The 19376-nt window shown below is 67.5% G+C and carries 19 protein-coding genes; 5 read left to right on the top strand and 14 right to left on the bottom strand.

All coding sequences use genetic code 11. The features are described from left to right. Positions 1–16 precede the first annotated feature (16 nt). The 9 genes from bamA to D3218_RS09475 all read right to left on the bottom strand — a co-directional run bounded on the left by bamA (position 17) and on the right by D3218_RS09475 (position 9778). Entirely contained in the window at positions 17–2434 is a 2418-nt protein-coding gene (gene bamA, locus D3218_RS09515; protein ID WP_119539807.1) for an outer membrane protein assembly factor BamA, read from the bottom strand. Between the two features lie 201 nt (positions 2435–2635). Next, on the bottom strand, positions 2636–3775 hold the full coding sequence (gene rseP, locus D3218_RS09510; RefSeq protein ID WP_119539805.1) for an RIP metalloprotease RseP: 1140 nt from the start codon (positions 3773–3775) through the stop codon (positions 2636–2638). A gap of 155 nt (positions 3776–3930) precedes the next feature. Beyond that, entirely contained in the window at positions 3931–4782 is an 852-nt protein-coding gene (locus tag D3218_RS09505; protein ID WP_119539803.1) for a phosphatidate cytidylyltransferase, read from the bottom strand. Positions 4783–4786: 4 nt separating this feature from the next. Then, the gene (locus D3218_RS09500; protein WP_119539802.1) at positions 4787–5515 is read right to left on the bottom strand and encodes an isoprenyl transferase; all 729 of its coding nucleotides are present in this window, start codon (positions 5513–5515) and stop codon (positions 4787–4789) included. Between the two features lie 44 nt (positions 5516–5559). Next, a complete protein-coding gene (frr, locus tag D3218_RS09495) occupies positions 5560–6117 on the bottom strand; it encodes a ribosome recycling factor (RefSeq protein WP_119539800.1) in 558 nt (185 codons plus the stop codon). 37 nt (positions 6118–6154) lie between these two features. Then, a complete protein-coding gene (gene pyrH / locus D3218_RS09490; RefSeq protein WP_119539798.1) occupies positions 6155–6868 on the bottom strand; it encodes a UMP kinase in 714 nt (237 codons plus the stop codon). Between the two features lie 106 nt (positions 6869–6974). After that, entirely contained in the window at positions 6975–7901 is a 927-nt protein-coding gene (tsf, locus tag D3218_RS09485) for a translation elongation factor Ts (protein ID WP_119539796.1), read from the bottom strand. Positions 7902–8007: 106 nt separating this feature from the next. Continuing rightward, a complete protein-coding gene (gene rpsB, locus D3218_RS09480; protein WP_119539795.1) occupies positions 8008–8802 on the bottom strand; it encodes a 30S ribosomal protein S2 in 795 nt (264 codons plus the stop codon). A 166-nt stretch (positions 8803–8968) separates the two neighbouring features. After that, positions 8969–9778, bottom strand: a complete 810-nt coding sequence (locus D3218_RS09475) for an EipB family protein (protein ID WP_119539793.1) — start codon at positions 9776–9778, stop codon at positions 8969–8971. A gap of 103 nt (positions 9779–9881) precedes the next feature. Between D3218_RS09475 and D3218_RS09470 the strand changes: the two genes are divergently transcribed. The 4 genes from D3218_RS09470 (at position 9882) to D3218_RS09455 (ending at position 12799) form a co-directional block, all read left to right on the top strand. Then, positions 9882–10346, top strand: a complete 465-nt coding sequence (locus tag D3218_RS09470) for a RidA family protein (RefSeq protein WP_119539791.1) — start codon at positions 9882–9884, stop codon at positions 10344–10346. A gap of 4 nt (positions 10347–10350) precedes the next feature. Next, a complete protein-coding gene (locus D3218_RS09465) occupies positions 10351–11076 on the top strand; it encodes a glycerophosphodiester phosphodiesterase family protein (protein WP_119539790.1) in 726 nt (241 codons plus the stop codon). A 32-nt stretch (positions 11077–11108) separates the two neighbouring features. Beyond that, positions 11109–12311, top strand: a complete 1203-nt coding sequence (locus D3218_RS09460) for a GNAT family N-acetyltransferase (protein ID WP_119539788.1) — start codon at positions 11109–11111, stop codon at positions 12309–12311. Between the two features lie 65 nt (positions 12312–12376). Next, positions 12377–12799, top strand: coding sequence for an HIT family protein (locus tag D3218_RS09455; RefSeq protein WP_119539787.1), 423 nt, complete (start codon positions 12377–12379; stop codon positions 12797–12799). A gap of 4 nt (positions 12800–12803) precedes the next feature. Here D3218_RS09455 and D3218_RS09450 read toward each other — a convergent pair whose 3' ends face one another. From D3218_RS09450 to D3218_RS09430, 5 genes are all read right to left on the bottom strand, one after another. After that, positions 12804–13169 carry an AzlD domain-containing protein gene (locus D3218_RS09450; RefSeq protein ID WP_119539785.1) on the bottom strand — a complete coding sequence of 122 codons (366 nt, stop codon included), beginning with the start codon at positions 13167–13169 and terminating at the stop codon, positions 12804–12806. Beyond that, entirely contained in the window at positions 13166–13906 is a 741-nt protein-coding gene (locus D3218_RS09445; RefSeq protein WP_119539783.1) for an AzlC family ABC transporter permease, read from the bottom strand. Before D3218_RS09445 ends, D3218_RS09450 begins: the two co-directional genes overlap by 4 nt. 67 nt (positions 13907–13973) lie before the next feature. After that, complete coding sequence (clpA, locus tag D3218_RS09440) at positions 13974–16484, bottom strand: ATP-dependent Clp protease ATP-binding subunit ClpA (protein WP_119539781.1); 2511 nt, start codon at positions 16482–16484, stop codon at positions 13974–13976. 8 nt (positions 16485–16492) lie between these two features. Further along, positions 16493–16891, bottom strand: coding sequence for an ATP-dependent Clp protease adapter ClpS (gene clpS, locus D3218_RS09435; protein WP_119539779.1), 399 nt, complete (start codon positions 16889–16891; stop codon positions 16493–16495). Between the two features lie 228 nt (positions 16892–17119). Next, entirely contained in the window at positions 17120–17479 is a 360-nt protein-coding gene (locus tag D3218_RS09430) for a phasin family protein (protein ID WP_119539777.1), read from the bottom strand. A gap of 325 nt (positions 17480–17804) precedes the next feature. Here D3218_RS09430 and D3218_RS09425 point away from each other — a divergent pair, with 325 nt between their 5' ends. Continuing rightward, positions 17805–19286 carry a D-alanyl-D-alanine carboxypeptidase family protein gene (locus D3218_RS09425; protein ID WP_245414983.1) on the top strand — a complete coding sequence of 494 codons (1482 nt, stop codon included), beginning with the start codon at positions 17805–17807 and terminating at the stop codon, positions 19284–19286. Positions 19287–19376: the final 90 nt, after the last annotated feature.

Raw genomic sequence — 19376 nt, 5'->3', positions numbered from 1 at the left:
CGGATCTCTCGGCGACTCAGAAGCGCGAGGAGAAGCCGAAGGAGAATTCCTGCGTGCGGTCGTAGTCTTCCTTGGCCAGCGGCGCGGCGTAGTTGACGCGCAGCGGACCGAACGGCGAAGCCCAGATCAGGCCGACGCCCGCCGAGGCGCGCAGGGCGAAGTCCTCGCCCTGGATGCCGAGCTGGTTGTCGACGTTGTCGAGACCCCAGAGCGAGCCGGCATCGGCGAAGGCCGCACCGCGGAAGCCGAAGTCGCGCGACACGAGCGGCAGCGGGAAGGTCACCTCGGCCGAGGCGTTCACGTAGTTCGTGCCGCCGATCGCCACGCCGTTCTGGCGCGGTCCGAGACCCTGATACTTGAAGCCGCGGACGATGTCCTGCCCCTTGAAGAAGTTGTCGAATACGCGCAGGTCGTCGCCGAGCGACGAGACGTTGCCGCCGCCACCGCTGAGCTGGCCCACCAGATCGTACTCCTCCGACAGGAGGCTGAACCAGGACGCCCGCGCCGTGGTGCGCACGAAGTTGGCGTCGCCGCCGAGGCCCGCGACCTCCTGCCCGATCTGGGCGAACAGACCGTCGCGCGGGTCTTGCTGGCTGTCCAACGTGTTGTAGGTCAGCGCGTAGGAGATCGAAGAGGTCGTGTACGGGCTGTCGCAGATCGCCTGATTGATGATCGGCGAGAGGGTGTAGATCGGCGCCGTCACGGAGTTGGCGCAGGTCGCGTACTGGAACGCGCCGTTGGAGACCACCGGGTTGCCGAGTGCATCGCGCACCACGACGCCCTGGTCGTCGCCGAACGTCTCTTCCTTGTAGTTGTAGGCGATCTGGGCGGTGACATCCTCGGTGATCGGCGCCGCTAGGCGCAGCGATCCACCCGTGCGCGTGATGTCGTAGGCCGTCGAGGACGAATTCTCCGTCCGGTAGATGTCGAAGCCGGCCGCGAGGCGGCGACCCAGGAAGTAGGGCTCGGTGAACGAGAGGTTGTAGCTGCGGGTGTCCTCGCCGAAGCCGGCCGACACCTTCACGAACTGGCCGCGACCGAGGAAGTTGCGCTCGGTGATGCCCACCTCGGCCACCGGGCCGGAATTCTCGCCGCCCGTCGTGTAGCCGCCGCCGACCGAGAACTCGCCGGTGGACTGCTCGTCCACCTGGACGATGACGACGACGCGGTCGGGCTGGCTGCCGGGCGCCGTGGAGACGTTGACCGTCTTGAAGAAGCGCAGCGCCTCGAGGCGCTTCTTGGCGCGCTGCACCAGCACCTGATTGAACGCATCGCCTTCCGACACGTCGAACTCGCGACGGATCACGTAGTCGCGGGTCTTGGTGTTGCCGCGCACCTCGATACGCTCGACATAGGCCCGCGGGCCCTGGTCGATCACGTAGTCGATGGAGATGGTGTTGTTGGCGAAGTCACGGTCGCCGCGCGGGGTGACCTGCGCGAAGGCGTAGCCCCGGTTGGCCACGGCGTTGGTCAGATCGACCAGCGAGTTCTCGACCTGCTCGGCGCTGTAGACGTCGCCGGTCTTGGTCTTCAGCTCACCGCGCAGGGTCTCGCCGTCGATCCCCGGAACGGTGGAGTCGATGTTGATGTTGCCGTAGGCGTAGCGCTCGCCCTCGTCCACCGTGATGGTGATGAAGTACTGGTTCTTGGCGGCGTCGAGCTCGGCCACCGAGGACACGATGCGGAAGTCCGCGTAGCCGCGGTTGAAGTAGAAGCGGCGCAGCGCCTCCTCGTCGGCGCGCAGGCGATCCTCGTCGTAGATGTCGTTGCGCTGGAGGAAGCTGAAGAGGCCCGACTCGCGCAGCGAGATGACCTCCTTCAGCCGGCCGTCGCCGAAGGCGTTGTTGCCGACGAAGTTGATGCTCTCGATGCGCGTACGGTCGCCTTCCTGGATATCGAAGACGACGTTGACGCGATTGCCCTCGGCCGGAACGGTGCGCACCGAGACCACGGCGTCGGACCGGCCGATGCGGGTGTAGGCGGCGCGGATCGCGTCGACGTCGGCCTGCGCGGTCGAGGCGTTGTACGGCTCGCGCGTCGCGGTCTGGACCGAGGCGGCGAGCTGCTCGTTCTTGATCTTGTTGTTGCCCTGGAAGATCACCTCGCCGACGATCTGGTTCTCGTCCACCTCGATGATCAGCGCGCCGCCGGACTGGCGCGCGCGAACGTCGGAGAACAGCCCCGTCCCGAACAGGCGGGTCACGGCGGCGTCGACATCGGCATCGGACACGTTCTGGCCGGCGCGGATCTGGGTCACGTTGCGCACCGTTTCGGCGTCGACGCGCTGGTTTCCGCGCACTTCGATCCGGTTGACCACGGCGGCGAAAGCCTGGGGCATGGTCCCAAGCTCAATGGTGATGACCGAAGCTGCGAGAACCGTGGACGAAAGAGCGGCCGCCGACAGGGCGTTCAGAAGCTTCGATCCAGCCTGCATAGGGCTATTACCTTTTCTCATTCCGCCGACGGCGCGCATGCAAGACTCGGCATGCCCGTGCGTTTCTATCGGCTTTGCGGAGCCGTTCAACCAAACTGGACCGATTCCGTTTAGGAATCACGAAACCGTTGCACGGTCGCCACGCCGGCCACCGCTATGGTTAACGAAACGCAAACCCCCTCGAATTTCCCCTGATCCCGATCAGCCGAGGCTGGAGAGATCGTTCCAGAATGCGAATACCATAAGCATCAGCACCAACGCGAGGCCTATCCTGAACCCGACCTCCTGGATGCGCTCGCTGAGCGGCCGTCCGCGCACGGCCTCCGCCGCGTAGAACAGGAGATGACCCCCGTCGAGCATCGGGATCGGCAGAAGGTTGAGGAGACCGATGGACACCGAGAGGAGCGCCGCGAGGTTCAGGAGCGGCGCGATTCCCAGGGTCGCCACCTGGCTCGACACCTGGGCGATGCGGATCGGCCCCCCGATCTGGTCGCTCGACTGCGAGCCCCCGAAGATCCCGCCGATGAACGACACCGTCTGCTGCGTCACGAACCAGGTCTGCGACACGCCGTAGCTGAGCGCCTCCAGCGGGCCGAGCTCGCGCGTGCGGAAACCGCCCTGCTCCGCGTTGGCGACGACGCCGATCACGGCCGTCTTGTACTCGTTGCCGAAGCCGTCGGTCTGCGCCTGCTCCTGCGGGGTCACGGTGAGCGATAGGTGCTGCCCCGCCCGGTCGATCCCGAGCTGGACCGGCACGCCCGCGCGCGTCGAGACATGGCGCTGCAGGTCGCCGAAATATTCGATCGCGTCGCCGTCGGCGCTGACGATGCGGTCGCCCGGCTGAAGGCCGGCGGTCTGGGCGGGCGAACCGGGGCGCACTTCCGAGACCACCGGGTCGCCGACCACGATGCCGGTGGAGAAGGCCGTCAGCGCGAAGATGGCGATCGCCAGAATGAAGTTGGCGATCGGTCCGGCCGCCACCGTCGCGGCGCGGCGTCCGACGCCCGCGGTATGGAAGGCCCCGCCCCTCTCCCGCTCGCTCATGCGCGCCAACGCCGCGTGGTCGGGGACGCTGGCGGCGTTCTCGTCGCCGAAGAACTTCACGTAGCCGCCGAGCGGGATCGCCGAGAGCTTCCAGCGCGTGCCGTGCCGGTCCGTGAAGCCGACGATCTCCGGTCCGAACCCCACCGAGAAGGCCAGGACGCGGATTCCGGACCAGCGGCCGACCAGATAGTGTCCCAGCTCGTGGAAGAAGACGATGACGGTAAGGACGAACAGAAACGGCACCACGCGGATCAGGGCCGTGTCCCAGATCGTCGTCCACCAGCCTTCGAGACCCATTCCGTCCACCTACGCTTCTGTCTCGGGGCGCCTCGTCGCGCCCGGCCGCACTATCGAACATCCTGCATGGACGCGGTGAACAGCGGCTCACCGCCGGGGATGCAAATTTCCGTAAGATCGCCCCGCCGGATGACGCTGCCTCCGGCGCACGGCTTCTATAGGTTGAATATGGCCCTTGCGGGATGTTCGACGCCCGCCACCAGCATGCCGAACACCCAGGCCGCGCCGGACGCGAAGACCAGGGCGTCGATCCGGTCCATCAGGCCGCCGTGTCCGGGAATCAGGCGCCCCGAATCCTTGACGCCGAACCGCCGCTTGACCCAGGACTCGTAGAGGTCGCCCGCCTGCCCCACCGCCGACAGGATGACGCTGAGGACGATCACGAGCGCGCCCACCGAGCCGGTGAGCCAGAAGGCGTAGAAACTGCCGAACGCGACGCCCGCCGCGAGTCCGCCGAGCGCCCCGGCGATCGTCTTCTTGGGCGAGACCCGGGGCATGAGCTTCGGCCCGCCGATCATGCGGCCGCTGAAATAGGCGAAGACATCGGTCGCCCAGACCACGCAGATGATGAGGCCGAGAACGGCCAGCCCCTCCGCGCCGTCCTCGCGCAGCAGCCCCGGCGCGATGCCGGCGACCGCCGCGTAGGCAAGCCCGGTCATCACCCAGTCGGCCTTGCGCTCGCCTCGGTCCACCAGCGCGATGAACGCGACCGAGAGAAGCACCACGGCCACCGCCACGACGTGGAAGCCGAAGAAGAAGGCGAAGAGGCTGACGAAGAGCGCCCTTCGCGCGAAGAGGTAGATGTCGCCGGCGCGCTTGCCGCGCGTCATCCGCATCCATTCGTCGAACACGATGACGCAGGTCGCGCAGCACAGAAGCCGGAACGCCACGCCGCCCGCGAACGTCAGGAGCAGGATCGCGATGCCGAGGATCAGCGCCGAGACGAGCCGCGATTTCAGGTCGGTCCAGGTCGCGTTGGCGACGAGACGTCCGAGGCCCAGCCCCATCGCGTCAGGACGCGATCTCGTGCGAGAGACCGCCGAAGCGCCTGTCCCGCAGCGAGTATTCGCGCACCGTCTCGGCGAAGATCGCCTCGTCGAAGTCCGGCCAGTAGCAGGGCAGGAAGGCGAACTCCGAATAGGCCGCCTGCCAGAGGAGGAAGTTCGACAGCCGCAGCTCGCCGCTGGTGCGGATGATGAGGTCGGGATCGGGGATCCCGGCCGTGTCGAGATGCGCGTCGAGGAGCTCGGGCGTCACCGCGTCGACCGTGGTCTCCCCGGCCACCAGCTTCTCCGCGATCCGCCGCATGGCGCGTGCGATCTCGTCGCGTGCGCCGTAGTTGAAGGCGACCAGGAGCGTGTTGCGGTCGTTGTCGACCGTCAGCTCCTCCGCCTCCTCCAGGAGGTGGCGAATATCGGCGGGAAGCGAGTTGCGCTCGCCGATCACCCGAACGCGGACGCCTTCGCGGTGCAGCTCGGCGAGATCGCGGCGGATGAAGAACTTCAGGAGGCGCAGGATCTCGCCAACCTCCTCCTGCGGCCGCTTCCAGTTCTCGGACGAGAAGGCGAACAGCGTCAGATACTCGATCCCGAGCTCGCGAGCCGTGCGCACGGCCTGGCGCACGGCCTCGACGCCCCGCCGATGGCCCATCGTGCGCGGCAGGCCGCGAGCCTTCGCCCAGCGTCCGTTGCCGTCCATGATGATGGCGACATGCTTGGGATGCCGCACCTGATCTTCCATCGCGCCCGTCCGTCCTGAATCCGCCGCCGCCGATTCCGGACAGCCTAGACCTGCATGATTTCGGCTTCCTTCACGGAAAGCGCCTTGTCGATCTCGGCGATCGTCTCGTCCGTCATCTTCTGGACCTTCTCGGCCAGCACACGGCTCTCGTCCTGGCCGATGTCGCCATCTTTCTCGGACTTCTTGAGCGTGTCCATCCCGTCGCGGCGAACATGGCGGGCCGCGACGCGCGCGTTCTCGCCGTAGGTGTGGGCGACCTTCACGAGTTCCTTGCGGCGCTGCTCGTTCAGTTCGGGGAGCGGGATGCGCAGGGTGGTGCCGTCCGTGATCGGGTTGAGGCCGAGGCTGCTCTCGCGGATCGCTCGCTCCACCGCGCCGACCATCGACTTGTCCCAGACCGACACCGAAACCATGCGCGGCTCGGGAACGGAGACGTTGGCGACCTGCGTCAGCGGCATGGACGAACCGTAGGCCTCCACCACGATCGGGTCCAGGAGGTTGGCCGAGGCGCGCCCCGTGCGCAGGCCCGCGAGGTCGCCCTTGAACGACGTGATCGCCCCGTCCATGCGGCGCTTCAGTTCGTTGAGGTCGAGAGCGGCCATTGCGGTTCCTTTCTGATGGTCTGCGAGCGGGCGGCGATTAGTCGGAAACGATAGTCGAGCGGCCGCCGCCGGTCAGGATGCGGGCGAACTCGCCCTTTTCGTGGATGGAGAATACGACGATCGGGATATGGTTCTCGCGCGCCAGCGCGACAGCCGTCACGTCCATCACGGCGAGCCCGCGGGACAGGACCTCGCCGTGCGTCAGCCGGTCGAAGCGCGTGGCGTCGGGCACGAGCTTGGGGTCGGCGCTGTAGATGCCGTCCACCTGCGTGCCCTTGAACAGGGCGGTCGCGCCCATCTCGGCGGCGCGCAGCGCGGCGGCGGAATCGGTGGTGAAGAACGGATTACCGGTGCCGCCGGCGAAGATCACGACGCGGCCGGCGCTCGCATGCGCCAGGGCGGCGCGCTGCGAGAAGCTCTCGCACAGCTCCGGCATGGCAATGGCCGACAGCACGATCGCGTCCACGCCGAGCTTGGTGAGCGAAGTGCGCAGCGCCATTGCGTTGATCACGGTCGCCAGCATGCCCATGTGGTCGCCGGTGACGCGGTCGCCACCCTTGGACGCCACGGCGACGCCTCGGAAGATGTTGCCGCCGCCGATCACCACCGAAATCTCGACGCCGAGTTCGCGCGCTTCCTTGATGTCGGCCGCGATGCGGTCGGCCACCGCGACGTCGATCCCGAACCCCTGCCCGCCCATCAGCGCTTCACCGGAAACCTTCAGCAGAACGCGCTCGAAACGGATCGTCATGGATTGTCCTTCGGATGATGCCGGCTTGCGATACAGGAAGGGCGCCCGCTTCTCAAGCGGACGCCCTTCCACGTTCCACGGGTGAGACGAGCCCCGAGGGCCCGGCTTACTTCTTGCCGGCCGCCGCGGCGACTTCCGCCGCGAAGTCGCTCTGCTCGCGCTCGATGCCCTCGCCCAGCGCGAAGCGCACGAAGCCGACGATCTTGGCCGGCGCGCCGAAGTCCTTGGCCGCCGCTTCCAGCGCCTTCTCGACCGTGAGGTCGGGGTTGATGACGAAGTTCTGCTTCAGGAGGACGACCTCCTCGTAGAACTTGCGCATGCGGCCCTCGACCATCTTCTCGACGATCGCTTCCGGCTTGCCCGACTCGCGCGCCTGCTCCGAGAAGATCGCCTTCTCGCGCTCGGCGGTGGCCGCGTCGACCTCGCTCTCGGTCAGCGCCAGCGGGTTGGTCGCCGCGACGTGCATGGCGACCTGGCGCCCGAAGGTGGTCAGTGCGGCCTTGTCGCCGGTCGACTCCAGCGCCACCAGCACGCCCAGCTTGCCGAGGCCCTCGGTGACCTGGTTGTGGATGTAGGTCGCGACGACGCCGTTGGAGACCGTGAGCTTGGCCGAGCGACGCAGGTTCATGTTCTCGCCGATCGTGGCGACCGCGTCCTTGACCGTGTCCACCACGCTCTTGCCGGAATCGGCCAGGGTCGCGGAGCCGACCGCCTCGACCGAACCGTCGGTGCCGAGCGCGGCCTGGGCCACGTTGCGGACCAGAGCCTGGAAGGCGTCGTTGCGGGCCACGAAGTCGGTCTCGGAGTTGAGCTCGACCACCACCGCGGCGTTGTCGCCGCTGGCCACGCCGACGAGACCCTCGGCCGCCGTGCGGCTCGACTTCTTGTCGGCCTTGGCGATGCCCTTGGCGCGCAGCCAGTCGATCGCGGCTTCCATGTCTCCGTTGGTCTCGGCGAGCGCGGTCTTGCAGTCCATCATGCCCGCGCCGGTCTTTTCGCGCAGTTCCTTCACCATCGAAGCGGAGATCGTCATGAATTGGCCTCTATCAAAAAAATCGGCGCACGGCTTCTGCGGGAAGGAGTGCGCCAGTCTTGTGACGGCGCGGTGACGCCGTCACATCGATGGTTGGGTCTGGCGATCAGGCGGCCGAGGCGGCCTGCTCCTCGGACGCGGGCTCACCCTCCTCGAGGGCCTCCTCGACCGGGGCCTCTTCCATGGCGCCGAGATCGACGCCCATCGAGCCCTGCTGACGGGCGATGCCGTCCACCGCCGAACGGGCGACGAGGTCGCAATAGAGCGAGATCGCGCGGGCCGCGTCGTCGTTGCCCGGGATCGGGAAGTCGATGCGGGAAGGATCGCAGTTCGAATCGACGATGGCGACGACCGGGATGCCGAGACGCTTGGCCTCGTCGATGGCGATCGCCTCCTTGTTGGTGTCGATGATGAAGATCATGTCCGGCACGCCGCCCATGTCCTTGATGCCGCCGAGCGCGCGGTCGAGCTTGTCGCGCTCGCGCTGCAGGGTGAGGCGCTCCTTCTTGGTGAAGCCCTGGGCCTCGCCGGACAGGAGCTCGTCCAGCTTGCGCAGGCGCTGGATCGAGTTGGAGATGGTCTTCCAGTTGGTGAGCATGCCGCCGAGCCAGCGGGCGTTCACGTAGTACTGGGCCGAGCGGTTGGCGGCGTCGGCGATGATCTCCGAAGCCTGGCGCTTGGTGCCGACGAACAGCACGCGGCCGCCCTTGGCAACGGTGTCGGACACCGCCTGGAGCGCGCGGTGCAGCATCGGCACCGTCTGCGCGAGGTCGATGATGTGGATGTTGTTGCGCGCGCCGAAGATGAACGGCGACATCTTCGGGTTCCAGCGGTGGGTCTGGTGGCCGAAGTGGACGCCCGCCTCGAGGAGCTGGCGCATGGAGTAATCTGGCAGAGCCATGTTCGTTTTCCTTGACCGGTTATGCCTCCACGGAACGAAGCGGCCGGCGGCCGCCACCGGAGGGAAGGGAGAACCGTGGCTCTCCCGATGCCCAACTTCCGTGTGTGGAATGTCGGCGCGCATACACCATATGCGCTGCCCCGGCAAGTCGGACCCGCGCCCGGCCCTAGGGCGATGCGGGGCAGCCGGTGGGCCGGCCGTAGTAGCTCAGCCGCGCCAGACCGCCCTCTAGCGTGTACTCGCCGAAATCCAGCCGCAGCCGGTCGGTCACCCCGTTCTCGTAGAGCCGGTAGCGGGTCTCGAAGACGGGCATCCCGTCGTCGTCGCTGTCGCTGTTGTAGTAGGATTCGGTGATGTTCCAGGACCGAAGGCCGTCGAGCAGCCCGGCGATGCCGGCGTCCGCCGGCCGTTCCCCCGACTTGGCCGGCAGGATCAGCGACGTCGTGGTCAGCAGCTTGTCGGCGTCGTCGTCGCCGTCGAAGAGCTTGGCCTGCACCATCCGGTCGCCCGCCAGGGCGCGGTCGATCAGCTTGGCCGTGTGGCCGAGCGGAAAGACCGACAACGGAAGCTCGGTTTCGCGTTTCACCGGCGTCTCGAACCGCACGTGGGTCGCCTCGGCGTCGTTCACCGCGACGCCCTCGACCACGCTCTGCTCCGTGCCGTCCACCAGGGTGCGCGTGCGGAACTCGTAGCGCTTTCCGTCCCGCGTTTCCTTGGAAAGCGTCTGCTGGTCGGTCACGGTCAGTTCGTCGTCCTCGTGGAACCGAGCGACGAAGCGGTAGTCCAGCGAAAGGGCGGCGCAGGCGTCAGTCTTCAGTTGCAGCGCGATCCGCCCGTCCACGCTGTTGAAGTCCGCTGTCTGCGACACGAGCGCGAGATCGTAGACCGCCTCGTGCGGCTGGAGGTCCGCTGCGGGCGCGTCGCGGGACGCGGAGAGGGCGAGGGCCATCGCCGACAAGGCCAAGCCGTATTGCATCAAAGCGAGTGCGTCCCATCATGAAGGCGTCGGGTTCGACGATCGAACCGGCCGATAAAACCTGATAGCCGTGTGCGGCGCAAATTCCCATCCGGAGTGGACCATGACCGAATCGATCGCCGACCGTCTCGCCGCCGCCGGCGTGACAGTGCCAGACGCCGCCGCGCCCGCGGCGAACTACGTCTCCTACGTGCGCTTCGGATCGACGCTCCAGACCTCGGGCCAGCTTCCGATGGAAGCGGGCAAGGTCGCCGTGACGGGCAAGTTGGGCGACGGCGTGTCGCTCGAGGACGGGCAGCGCGCGGCGCGCCTGTGCGCGGTCAACATCCTCGCTCAGGCGAAGGCCGCGCTGGGCGACCTCGAGACGATCGGCCGCCTCCTGAAACTCACCGTCTTCGTCGCGAGCGCCCCGGGCTTCACCGAGCAGCACAAGGTCGCCAACGGAGCGTCCGACTTCCTGGCCGAGATCCTGGGCGAGCGCGGCCGGCATGCCCGCTCCGCCGTGGGCGTGCCGGCGCTGCCGCTCGACGCCGCGGTGGAGATCGAGGCCCTGTTCGAGATCGGCTGACGCCATGGTCGACGCTCCGTCCGGTCTTGGCTGGCTGACCGCCCGCCCCATCGCTCATCGCGGGCTGCACGATCGCGCGCGCGGCATCCCCGAAAACTCCCTTGCGGCCTTCCGGGCCGCGATCGAAGGGGGCTTCGCGATCGAGTGCGACATCCACCGCACGCGCGACGGCGTTCCGGTGGTCTTCCACGACCACAACCTCGCCCGGCTAGCGGGTGTCTCCGGCCGGATCGACGACCTCACGGCCGCCGAGGTCTCGAGGTTGCGGCTGTTCGACACGGACGAGGCGCCGCCCACGCTTGCCGCGCTTCTCGACCTCGTGGACGGCCGGGTGCCGATCGTGGTCGAGGCCAAGGGCATCGACGCAGCCGCGGACGCGGGTTTCATGGACGATGCCGGGCCCGTTCTGGCAGCCTATCGCGGCCCGCTCGCGCTGATGTCGTTCGACCACTGGCTGCTCGACCAGGCGGGTGAGGCCGGGCTCGACCTGCCGATCGGACTCACCGCCGAGGGAACCCGGCCGGAGGCGCTGGAGCGACATCGTGTCGTCTTCGAGAGACGCTGCGCGTTCGTGTCCTATAACGTCCACCATCTTCCCAACGCATTCGTCACGTGGGTGCGGGACGTGCGGCGCGCGCCGGTGATCAGTTGGACCGTCCGCACGCCCTCCGACGTCGAGCAGAGCGCGACCCATGCCGACCAGATGACGTTCGAGGGCTTCGTTCCCTAGGGCGCCGCATCCATCAGCGCAGGACAGCCAGCATGAACGGTGAACCTTCCGGCGACGACGGGGCGGACTTCACCGTGCGGGTGGTGGAGAGCCTGTCGGCGGTCGAACCGGCGGCCTGGGATGTCCTGGCCGACCCGCAAGCCCGACCGGGTGCCCTGCCCCATCCGTTCACCCGCCGCGCATTCCTCGCTTCGCTCGAGGAGGCGGGCTGCGTGGGCGGGCGTACCGGATGGCTGCCGCAGCATCTTCTTCTCGAGGATGCCGAGGGACGGCTGCTCGCCGCCGTGCCCGCCTATCTCAAGGGGAACAGCCAAGGGGAATACGTCTTCGACCATGGCTGGGCGGACGCCTTCGAGCGCGCCGGCGGACGCTACTATCCGAAGCTTCAGGTCAGCGTTCCCTTCACCCCCGCGACCGGACCGCGCCTCCTGGTCGGCAACGGGCCGGGCGCCGATGTCCGGCGCGGCGCCATGGTCTCGGCGATCGCCGCCTATGTCCGCCAGACGGGCGTCTCGTCCGCGCACGCGACCTTCCTCGAAGAGGCGGATCTCGCGCCCATGCTCGAGGCAGGCTTCCTCCATCGCACCGACCAGCAGTTCCATTTCGTGAACCGTGGATATGCGACCTACGACGAGTTCCTGGAAACGCTCGCCTCGCGCAAGCGCAAGGGCCTTCGCAAGGAGCGGCGCGAGGCGGTCGCCGCCGGCATCTCGATCGAGCGTCTCGCGGGGGCCGAGATCGGCGAGGAGGCCTGGGACGCCTTCTTCGGGTTCTACATGGACACCGGCAGCCGCAAATGGGGCCGCCCCTACCTGAACCGCGCCTTCTTCCGCCTGATCGCCGAGCGCATGCCGGAGGCGATCGTCCTGGTGATGGCCCGCCGGGCGGGCCGCTACGTGGCGGGCGCGTTGAATTTCGTGGGCGGCGATCGGATCTTCGGCCGCTACTGGGGCTGCGTCGAGGACCACCCGTTCCTGCATTTCGAGGTCTGCTACCACCAGGCCATCGACTACGCGATCGAACACGGGCTCGCGATCGTCGAGGCCGGGGCGCAGGGCGAGCACAAGCTGGCGCGGGGCTACGAGCCGGTCATCACCCATTCGGCCCACGACATCGCGCATTCCGGTCTGCGATCGGCCATCGAGGACTATCTTGAGCGCGAGCGCCGGCATGTGCTCCTGGCGCAACCCGAACTCGCCGCAGCGACCCCCTTCCGCAAGGGCGACCCCGAGTAGACGAGACGCGCCCGGCCGTTTAGACCGTCACGTCCCGACGACCCACGACGACGAGGGGCCTCAGAATGACCGGCTACGACGACGGCAACATCTTCGCCAAGATCCTGCGCGGCGAGATCCCTTCCGCCAAGGTGTTCGAGACGGACGACTTCGTTGCCATCATGGACGCGATGCCGCAGAGCAAGGGACACTGCCTGCTGCTGCCCAAGGCGCCCTCGCGCAACCTCCTCGATGCCGAGGACGCGGTGCTTGCGAAGGCCCTGCCCCACGTCGCCCGCCTCGCTCGCGCGGCGAAGGCCGCCTTCGACGCCGACGGGGTGGTCGTCAGCCAGTTCAACGAGGATGCTGCCGGTCAGACGGTGTTCCACCTCCATTTCCACGTCGTGCCGCGCTACGCGGGCGTCGAGCCGAAGCGCCACGCGAGCGGCATGGCCGACCCGGCCGAGTTGCGCGAGCACGCGGAGGCCATCCGCGCCCGGCTAGGCTGACCCGTCAGATGATGCCGAGCCCCCAGGGCACGCCGAGAAGCACGATCTCGGCGAACAGGATCGCGATCAGGGTCTTGCGCCCGAGCCAGTAGTAGGCCGCGAACCCGACCGCCAATGCCGCGATGCGGATCGCGAGGGGGATCGCCTCCAGCGACTCGCCCGGCAGCAGCACGAGCCGCCCGATCACGGCCGCCACGAGGGAGGTCGCGATCGTGCGCGCTAGGGCGACGGCGGGCGACCGCTCGTTCAGCCGCCCGGCCGAGAACACGCCGAGCCAACGCCACACGTCGGTCGGCAGCCAGCCCGCCAGCAGGATGAAGAGATAGGGCCACCAGATGGCATCGATGCCGTGGAAGTCGAGGCCCGTCACCGCCCCGCCTCCCGGCTCGACCTGAGCTGACCGATCAGGAAGGCGGCTACGCCGCCGACGATGCCCGCCACCAGAATGTCGAAGCCCGGCGTGAGCCAGTTCGCCACCGGGATCGCCAGAAGCCCCGTGAGAAGCGCGAGCCGGCCGGAGAACTCGCGCGCCGAACCGAAGAGCGACGTCAGGAAGTAGACCGGGGTGAAGAAGGCCAGGGCGCCGGTCGCCAGCGCCGGGAGTTGCCCCATCAGGTTGAAGGCGAAGGCGACGACGGCGGTGTTGATCGCCGTCAGCGAGATCGCGAAGCCCCCGAAGAAGTGCGTCCGGTACCGCCGCGGCACGCTCGGCAGCTTCTCCAGAGCCACCACCCACGCGGTGACGGCGACGAAATGCGACAGGAAGAGAAGCGTCGAACGGCGCGTCTCCGGCCCTTTCAGATCGGGCAGCAGCGCGATCACCATCGGCATCATCCGCAGCGACGACAGGGCGACCGCCAGCGCGGTGGCGGCCAGCGACAGGCCGGCGGTCACCGCGCCGAGCAGGATGAGGTTGGCGGGCAACGCCCAGATCGTCGCCACCATGAAGCTGGCCTCGACCCAGGTGATGCCGGCCTCGCGCGCGAGGCCCGCAAAGCCGAGATGGGCGACGACGAGGATCAGCGCCGGGGCGCTGAACACCTGACGCATCCCCAGGAGTATCCAGTGGGAGGCGGAATCGGGTCCCGCCTCGGTCTGATCGGTCATGGGTCCGCGGTTCCGCCTGTGATTCGCCGCAAGAAAAAGGCCGCCCTGGCGGGCGGCCCCTTCTAGATCATTCGGCGGGCTTCCTGGGAACCTTCGGAACGGCCCCTGCCCGCTTTTCCGCCTTGTCGCGAGCGGACGCCGGCTCCTTGGCCGGCTGCGGCTCCGGCTCGTCGTCCTCGGGCGCATCGTCGTCGTCGAAGGCGGCGGCGCCCTCGTCCAACTCCTCGCCGTCCGGGCCGACACGCACCTTGCCGCGCGCCTCGTCCGCCTTGCGCGGCTTGGCATAGCTTTCCTCGGGGATCGACTCGAGGTGCAGCTTCCGCCCGTCCTCTCCGTCCACCACCGTGACCTTGACCGTTCCGCCGCGCTTGAGCTTTCCGAACAGCACCTCGTCGGCCAGCGGCTTCTTGACGTATTCCTGGATCACGCGGCCGAGCGGACGCGCGCCCATGTGCTCGTCGTAGCCCTTGTCGGCCAGCCAGGCGATCGCCTCCTGGTCGAGGTCGAACGTGACGCCACGCTCGGAGAGCTGCGCCTCGAGCTGCATGACGAACTTCTGCACGACCTCGTGGATCACCGGCGTCGGCAGGGCGCCGAAGGGGATGATCGCATCGAGGCGGTTGCGGAACTCCGGCGTGAACAGGCGGTTGATCGCCTCCACGTCGTCGCCCGTCCGCTTGGTCGAGCCGAACCCGATCGCCGCCTTCTGCGATTCGGATGCGCCGGCATTGGTTGTCATGATCAGGATCACGTTGCGGAAGTCGATCCGCTTGCCGTTGTGATCGGTCAGCTTCCCATGGTCCATCACCTGCAGGAGGATGTTGAACAGGTCGGGATGCGCCTTCTCGATCTCGTCCAGCAGCAGCACGCAGTGCGGATGCTGGTCGACGCCGTCCGTCAGGAGGCCGCCCTGGTCGAAGCCGACATAGCCCGGAGGCGCGCCGATCAGGCGCGAGACCGTGTGCCGCTCCATGTACTCCGACATGTCGAAGCGCAGGAGCTCGATGCCGAGCGCGGAGGCGAGCTGCTTGGCGACCTCGGTCTTGCCGACGCCGGTCGGACCCGAAAACAGGTAGGAGCCGATGGGCTTCTCCGGTTCGCGAAGGCCGGCGCGCGCCAGCTTGATCGCGGTAGTCAGGCTCTCGATCGCCGCGTTCTGGCCGTAGACCACGCGCTTGAGCTGCTCCGAGAGGTTCGACAGCACCTCCTCGTCGTCCTTCGACACGGACTTCGGCGGGATGCGGGCCATCGTGGCGACGGTCGCCTCGATCTCCTTCACGCCGATGCTCTTCTTCCGCTTCGCCTCCGGCAGCAGCATCTGCGAGGCGCCCGTCTCGTCGATCACGTCGATCGCCTTGTCGGGCAGCTTGCGGTCGTTGATGTAGCGGGCGGAAAGCTCCACCGCCGACTTGATAGCGTCGTTGGAGAACTTCACCCGGTGGAAGTCCTCGAAATACGGCTTCAGCCCCTTCAGGATCGCGATCGCGTCCTCGATCGTGGGCTCGGCCACGTCGATCTTCTGGAAGCGCCGGACGAGCGCCCGGTCCTTCTCGAAGAACTGGCGATATTCCTTGTAGGTCGTGGAGCCGATGCAGCGGATCGCGCCCGACGAGAGCGCCGGCTTCAGGAGGTTGGACGCGTCCATTGCGCCGCCGGACGTGGCGCCCGCGCCGATCACCGTATGGATCTCGTCGATGAAAAGCACCGCGCCGGGATACTCCTCGAGCTCCTTCACAACCTGCTTCAGCCGTTCCTCGAAGTCGCCGCGATACCGCGTGCCGGCCAGGAGCGTGCCCATGTCGAGCGAGAAGATGGTCGCGTCGGCCAGGACGTCGGGCACGTCGCCTTCCACGATCCGCTTGGCGAGACCTTCCGCGATGGCGGTCTTGCCCACGCCGGGATCGCCCACGTAGAGCGGGTTGTTCTTGGAGCGCCGGCACAGGACCTGGATGGTGCGATTGATCTCGTTCGCGCGCCCGATCAGCGGGTCGATCCGGCCGGTCTTGGCCTTCTCGTTGAGATTGACGCAGTAGGCCGTCAGCGCGTCCTGGGCGGTCTTGCGGCGCCCTTCCTCCTCGTTGCCCATGACCGACTGCTCGTCCTCCGCCCCGCGAACGGTGCGGCCTTCGGACGCGCCCGGACGCTTCGAGATACCATGGGAGATGAAGTTCACGGCGTCGTAGCGGGTCATCTCCTGCTCCTGCAGGAAGAAGGCCGCATGGCTCTCGCGCTCGGCGAAGATGGCCACGAGCACGTTGGCGCCCGTGACCTCCTCCCGGCCGGACGACTGGACGTGGATCACCGCGCGCTGGATCACCCGATGGAACCCGGCGGTCGGCTTGGAATCCTCGTCGTGGCCCGTCACGAGATTGGCGAGTTCGGTGTCGATGTACTCCGTCAGCGACGAACGCAGGACGTCGATGTCGACGCTGCACCCCCGCATCACGGCGGAGGCGTCCTTATCCTCGAGCAATGCCAGGAGCAGGTGCTCGAGCGTCGCGAATTCCTGGTGCCGTTCGTTGGCGAAGGTGAGCGCCTGATGGAGGGACTTCTCCAGGCTTTGGGAAAACGTCGGCAAGCTTCACCTCAATTCTTTTCCATCACGCATTGGAGCGGATGCTGGTGCTGGCGTGCGAAATCCATCACTTGGGTCACCTTCGTCTCGGCCACTTCATAGGTGTAGACCCCGCACTCACCCACCCCGTGCTGGTGCACGTGGAGCATGATGCGCGTGGCCGCCTCCCGGTCCTTCTGGAAGAAGCGTTCGAGGACGTGGATGACGAACTCCATCGGCGTGTAATCGTCGTTGAGAAGCAGCACCCTGTAAAGGCTCGGCTTCTTGGTCCTGGGCTTGGTCCGGGTGATCACGGAGGTGCCGCGATCGGGCCCGTTGGGTCGCTCGTCGTCCCGCCCCTGCGATCGGACCGCCGTCGTCCGGCTCCCCTGGGGAGCCGCCCGTTCGTTCAAGGAGTTCACGTTCGCCATCGCTCGATATGTATGTGCGCGGTCCGACAATTTAAGACGCCTCCCCGATGCGGCAAAATTTCGTCTCCGGGGGACACGCCGGGTCGCGGACCGAGAGCGACGTCCTGAATCGCCCCCTCCGAGCCGGACATAGTTACTCCGATCGCGAACCGCGCAACAAAAAAGGCCCGGCAGCGAGCCGGGCCTTCGTGGGACGCGCCCTTGGGCTGTCCGATGGGTGTCGATCCGTCAGTTCGACGGGTTCGCCATGTTCTGCGCGAACTGCTGGTTCTGCTGCATCGAGTCCTCGAACGGGCGGTAGGCCTCGCGAGCGATCTCCTGGTAGATCTCGCCCATCTTCGTGGCCTGCGACACCCAGGAATCGTAGGCCGAGCGCGCGTATTCGGACTGCAGCTCGATCGCCTTGTCCAGGGTGCGCACCTGCGCGAGGCGCTCGAACATCTGCGCCGACTGCTCGTAGGACTTCTTGGTGAATTCGGTGGTCTCGGCGGCGATCTGCTGGAAGCCCTTGGTCATCGCCGACATCGAGCGGAGGGCGTTGTCCATGCTGTCCTTGCCGACCTTGTTGGCGTCTGCGTATGCGTTCATCGAACTCTCCCGTGACTGGCTGGACGACGGCTGGCAGCGACCTCCACCGCCTTCCCAACCAATATATTGCACTGCACAAAATTCCGCAAGCCCATGGTGCAGCGCATTAGAACGCGGGCTCTGGTTCGGCCGATCACGATAATTCGAGGCGAATGCCACAACTCGATCACAAGGTTCCGGCAACCATAAACGGATTGGTAAGACCGCCCTGCGTATCTTTCCCTCAAGAAGAGATCGCGAAGACACAGTCTTGGGACCTGGACCGGCGCCCCACGCGCCGCGACCGGGGGCAGCATCTCGACACACGAACACGAGAGTGCCGCCCATGCCGCTGACCCTGTCGACGCTCACCGCAGCAGCAAGACGCCTCTCGAACTGCCTGATGGCCGCCGCGCTGGTCGGCGGCGTGGTGATGGTGGCCACCTCCGCCTCGGCGCAGGAATCGGCCGAGCGCTACGCCGCCTTCGTGATCGACGCCAACAACGGCAAGGTCCTGTTCTCGCGCAACGCGGACGACCGTCGCTATCCGGCATCGCTCACCAAGATGATGACGCTCTACATGCTGTTCGACGCGATGGAGAGCGGGCGCGCGACCCTGTCGACGCCGATGAAGGTCTCCGCCTACGCGGCGGCCCGGCCGCCCTCCAAGCTCGGCATGAAGGTCGGCTCGACGATCTCGGTCGAGGAAGGCATCTACGCCCTGGTCACCCGATCGGCCAACGACGCCGCCGTGGTGATCGGCGAGTTCCTCGGCGGCACGGAGAGCCGCTTCGCCGATATGATGACGGCCAAGGCGCGCAAGCTCGGCATGTCGCGCACCACGTTCCAGAACGCCAACGGCCTGCCGAACGACGCGCAGATGACCACCGCGCGCGACATGGCGACGCTCGGCATCGCGCTTCGCGAGCATTTCCCGCAATACTACAAGTACTTCAGCACCCGCAGCTTCAAGTTTCGCGGCCAGACCATCGGCAACCACAACCGCCTGCTCGGCCGGGTCGACGGCGTGGACGGCATCAAGACCGGCTACATCAACAAGTCGGGCTTCAACCTCGTGACCTCGGTGGTCCGCGGCGACCGCAAGCTGGTCGCGGTGGTGATGGGCGGTCGCACGGCCCGCTCGCGCGACGACCACATGGCCGAGCTCGTGAAGCAGTATCTGCCGCAGACCAGCACCCGCAGCTCCAGCGCGCTCATCGCGGCCTATAGCCCGAGCGCGCGTGGCCCGGCGGTGGCGTCCCATGCCGAGACCGTCGCCATGGCGGCCCTGCCCACCTCCGTGCCGGTCCCGACGCGCCGCATCTCGACCATCAACCAGCGTGTCGCCGAGGCCTACGGCTCCAACGCCACGGGCGCCATGAACGCCATCACGGCCCCGAGCCGCCGCCCGGTGGTGGGCCGCGACGCCATCCGCGAGGCGCTGGAGGCCAACGACCGCCCGGGCTCCGGCGTGGCCACGGCCTTGGCCGCTGCGCCGGTGCCCCGCGTCGCCATCCCCAACGTCGTCACCGAGGCGGCCGCGGCCGAACCGGCGATGGTCGCGAGCCGCGACGTGGTGACCGGCTGGGTGGTGCAGATCGCGGCGACCCCTGCCGAAGCGACCGCCTACGACATGCTGTCGGAAGCCAAGCAGCGGGCCGGTTCCGCACTGGCCGGCGCTCGCCCCTTCACCCAGGCCGTGGCGAGCGGCTCGCAGACGCTCTACCGCGCCCGCTTCGCCGGCTTCGCCGACAAGGCCGCCGCGAACGCCGCCTGCGATGCCCTGAAGAGCAAGGCCTACGCCTGCTACGCCATCGCGGCGAACTGACCGCCGCGCCTTCCCGCAGCCGCCTCCCGACCGCCCGCCGCACGGGGCCACCGGCTCCGAACGGCACCCCCTTGCCTGACGATGTCCCGA

Source organism: Aureimonas flava (genome assembly GCF_003583935.1).
Taxonomy (GTDB): Bacteria; Pseudomonadota; Alphaproteobacteria; order Rhizobiales; family Rhizobiaceae; genus Aureimonas; species Aureimonas flava.
Note: the sequence above shows the minus strand (reverse complement) of the source record. Positions and strands in the feature narration are given on the sequence as shown.

What these genes read in the sequence shown, in the direction of transcription:
- clpS (WP_119539779.1), bottom strand. Translation starts at nt 16,891, where the DNA reads ATGGCGAACGTGAACTCCTTGAACGAACGGGCGGCTCCCCAGGGGAGC.
- D3218_RS09500 (WP_119539802.1), bottom strand. Translation starts at nt 5,515, where the DNA reads ATGGAAGATCAGGTGCGGCATCCCAAGCATGTCGCCATCATCATGGAC.
- D3218_RS09455 (WP_119539787.1), top strand. Translation starts at nt 12,377, where the DNA reads ATGACCGGCTACGACGACGGCAACATCTTCGCCAAGATCCTGCGCGGC.
- bamA (WP_119539807.1), bottom strand. Translation starts at nt 2,434, where the DNA reads ATGCAGGCTGGATCGAAGCTTCTGAACGCCCTGTCGGCGGCCGCTCTT.
- pyrH (WP_119539798.1), bottom strand. Translation starts at nt 6,868, where the DNA reads ATGACGATCCGTTTCGAGCGCGTTCTGCTGAAGGTTTCCGGTGAAGCG.
- D3218_RS09460 (WP_119539788.1), top strand. Translation starts at nt 11,109, where the DNA reads ATGAACGGTGAACCTTCCGGCGACGACGGGGCGGACTTCACCGTGCGG.
- D3218_RS09430 (WP_119539777.1), bottom strand. Translation starts at nt 17,479, where the DNA reads ATGAACGCATACGCAGACGCCAACAAGGTCGGCAAGGACAGCATGGAC.
- rpsB (WP_119539795.1), bottom strand. Translation starts at nt 8,802, where the DNA reads ATGGCTCTGCCAGATTACTCCATGCGCCAGCTCCTCGAGGCGGGCGTC.
- D3218_RS09445 (WP_119539783.1), bottom strand. Translation starts at nt 13,906, where the DNA reads ATGACCGATCAGACCGAGGCGGGACCCGATTCCGCCTCCCACTGGATA.
- rseP (WP_119539805.1), bottom strand. Translation starts at nt 3,775, where the DNA reads ATGGGTCTCGAAGGCTGGTGGACGACGATCTGGGACACGGCCCTGATC.
- frr (WP_119539800.1), bottom strand. Translation starts at nt 6,117, where the DNA reads ATGGCCGCTCTCGACCTCAACGAACTGAAGCGCCGCATGGACGGGGCG.
- D3218_RS09465 (WP_119539790.1), top strand. Translation starts at nt 10,351, where the DNA reads ATGGTCGACGCTCCGTCCGGTCTTGGCTGGCTGACCGCCCGCCCCATC.
- D3218_RS09425 (WP_245414983.1), top strand. Translation starts at nt 17,805, where the DNA reads ATGCCGCTGACCCTGTCGACGCTCACCGCAGCAGCAAGACGCCTCTCG.
- D3218_RS09505 (WP_119539803.1), bottom strand. Translation starts at nt 4,782, where the DNA reads ATGGGGCTGGGCCTCGGACGTCTCGTCGCCAACGCGACCTGGACCGAC.
- D3218_RS09475 (WP_119539793.1), bottom strand. Translation starts at nt 9,778, where the DNA reads ATGCAATACGGCTTGGCCTTGTCGGCGATGGCCCTCGCCCTCTCCGCG.
- D3218_RS09470 (WP_119539791.1), top strand. Translation starts at nt 9,882, where the DNA reads ATGACCGAATCGATCGCCGACCGTCTCGCCGCCGCCGGCGTGACAGTG.
- tsf (WP_119539796.1), bottom strand. Translation starts at nt 7,901, where the DNA reads ATGACGATCTCCGCTTCGATGGTGAAGGAACTGCGCGAAAAGACCGGC.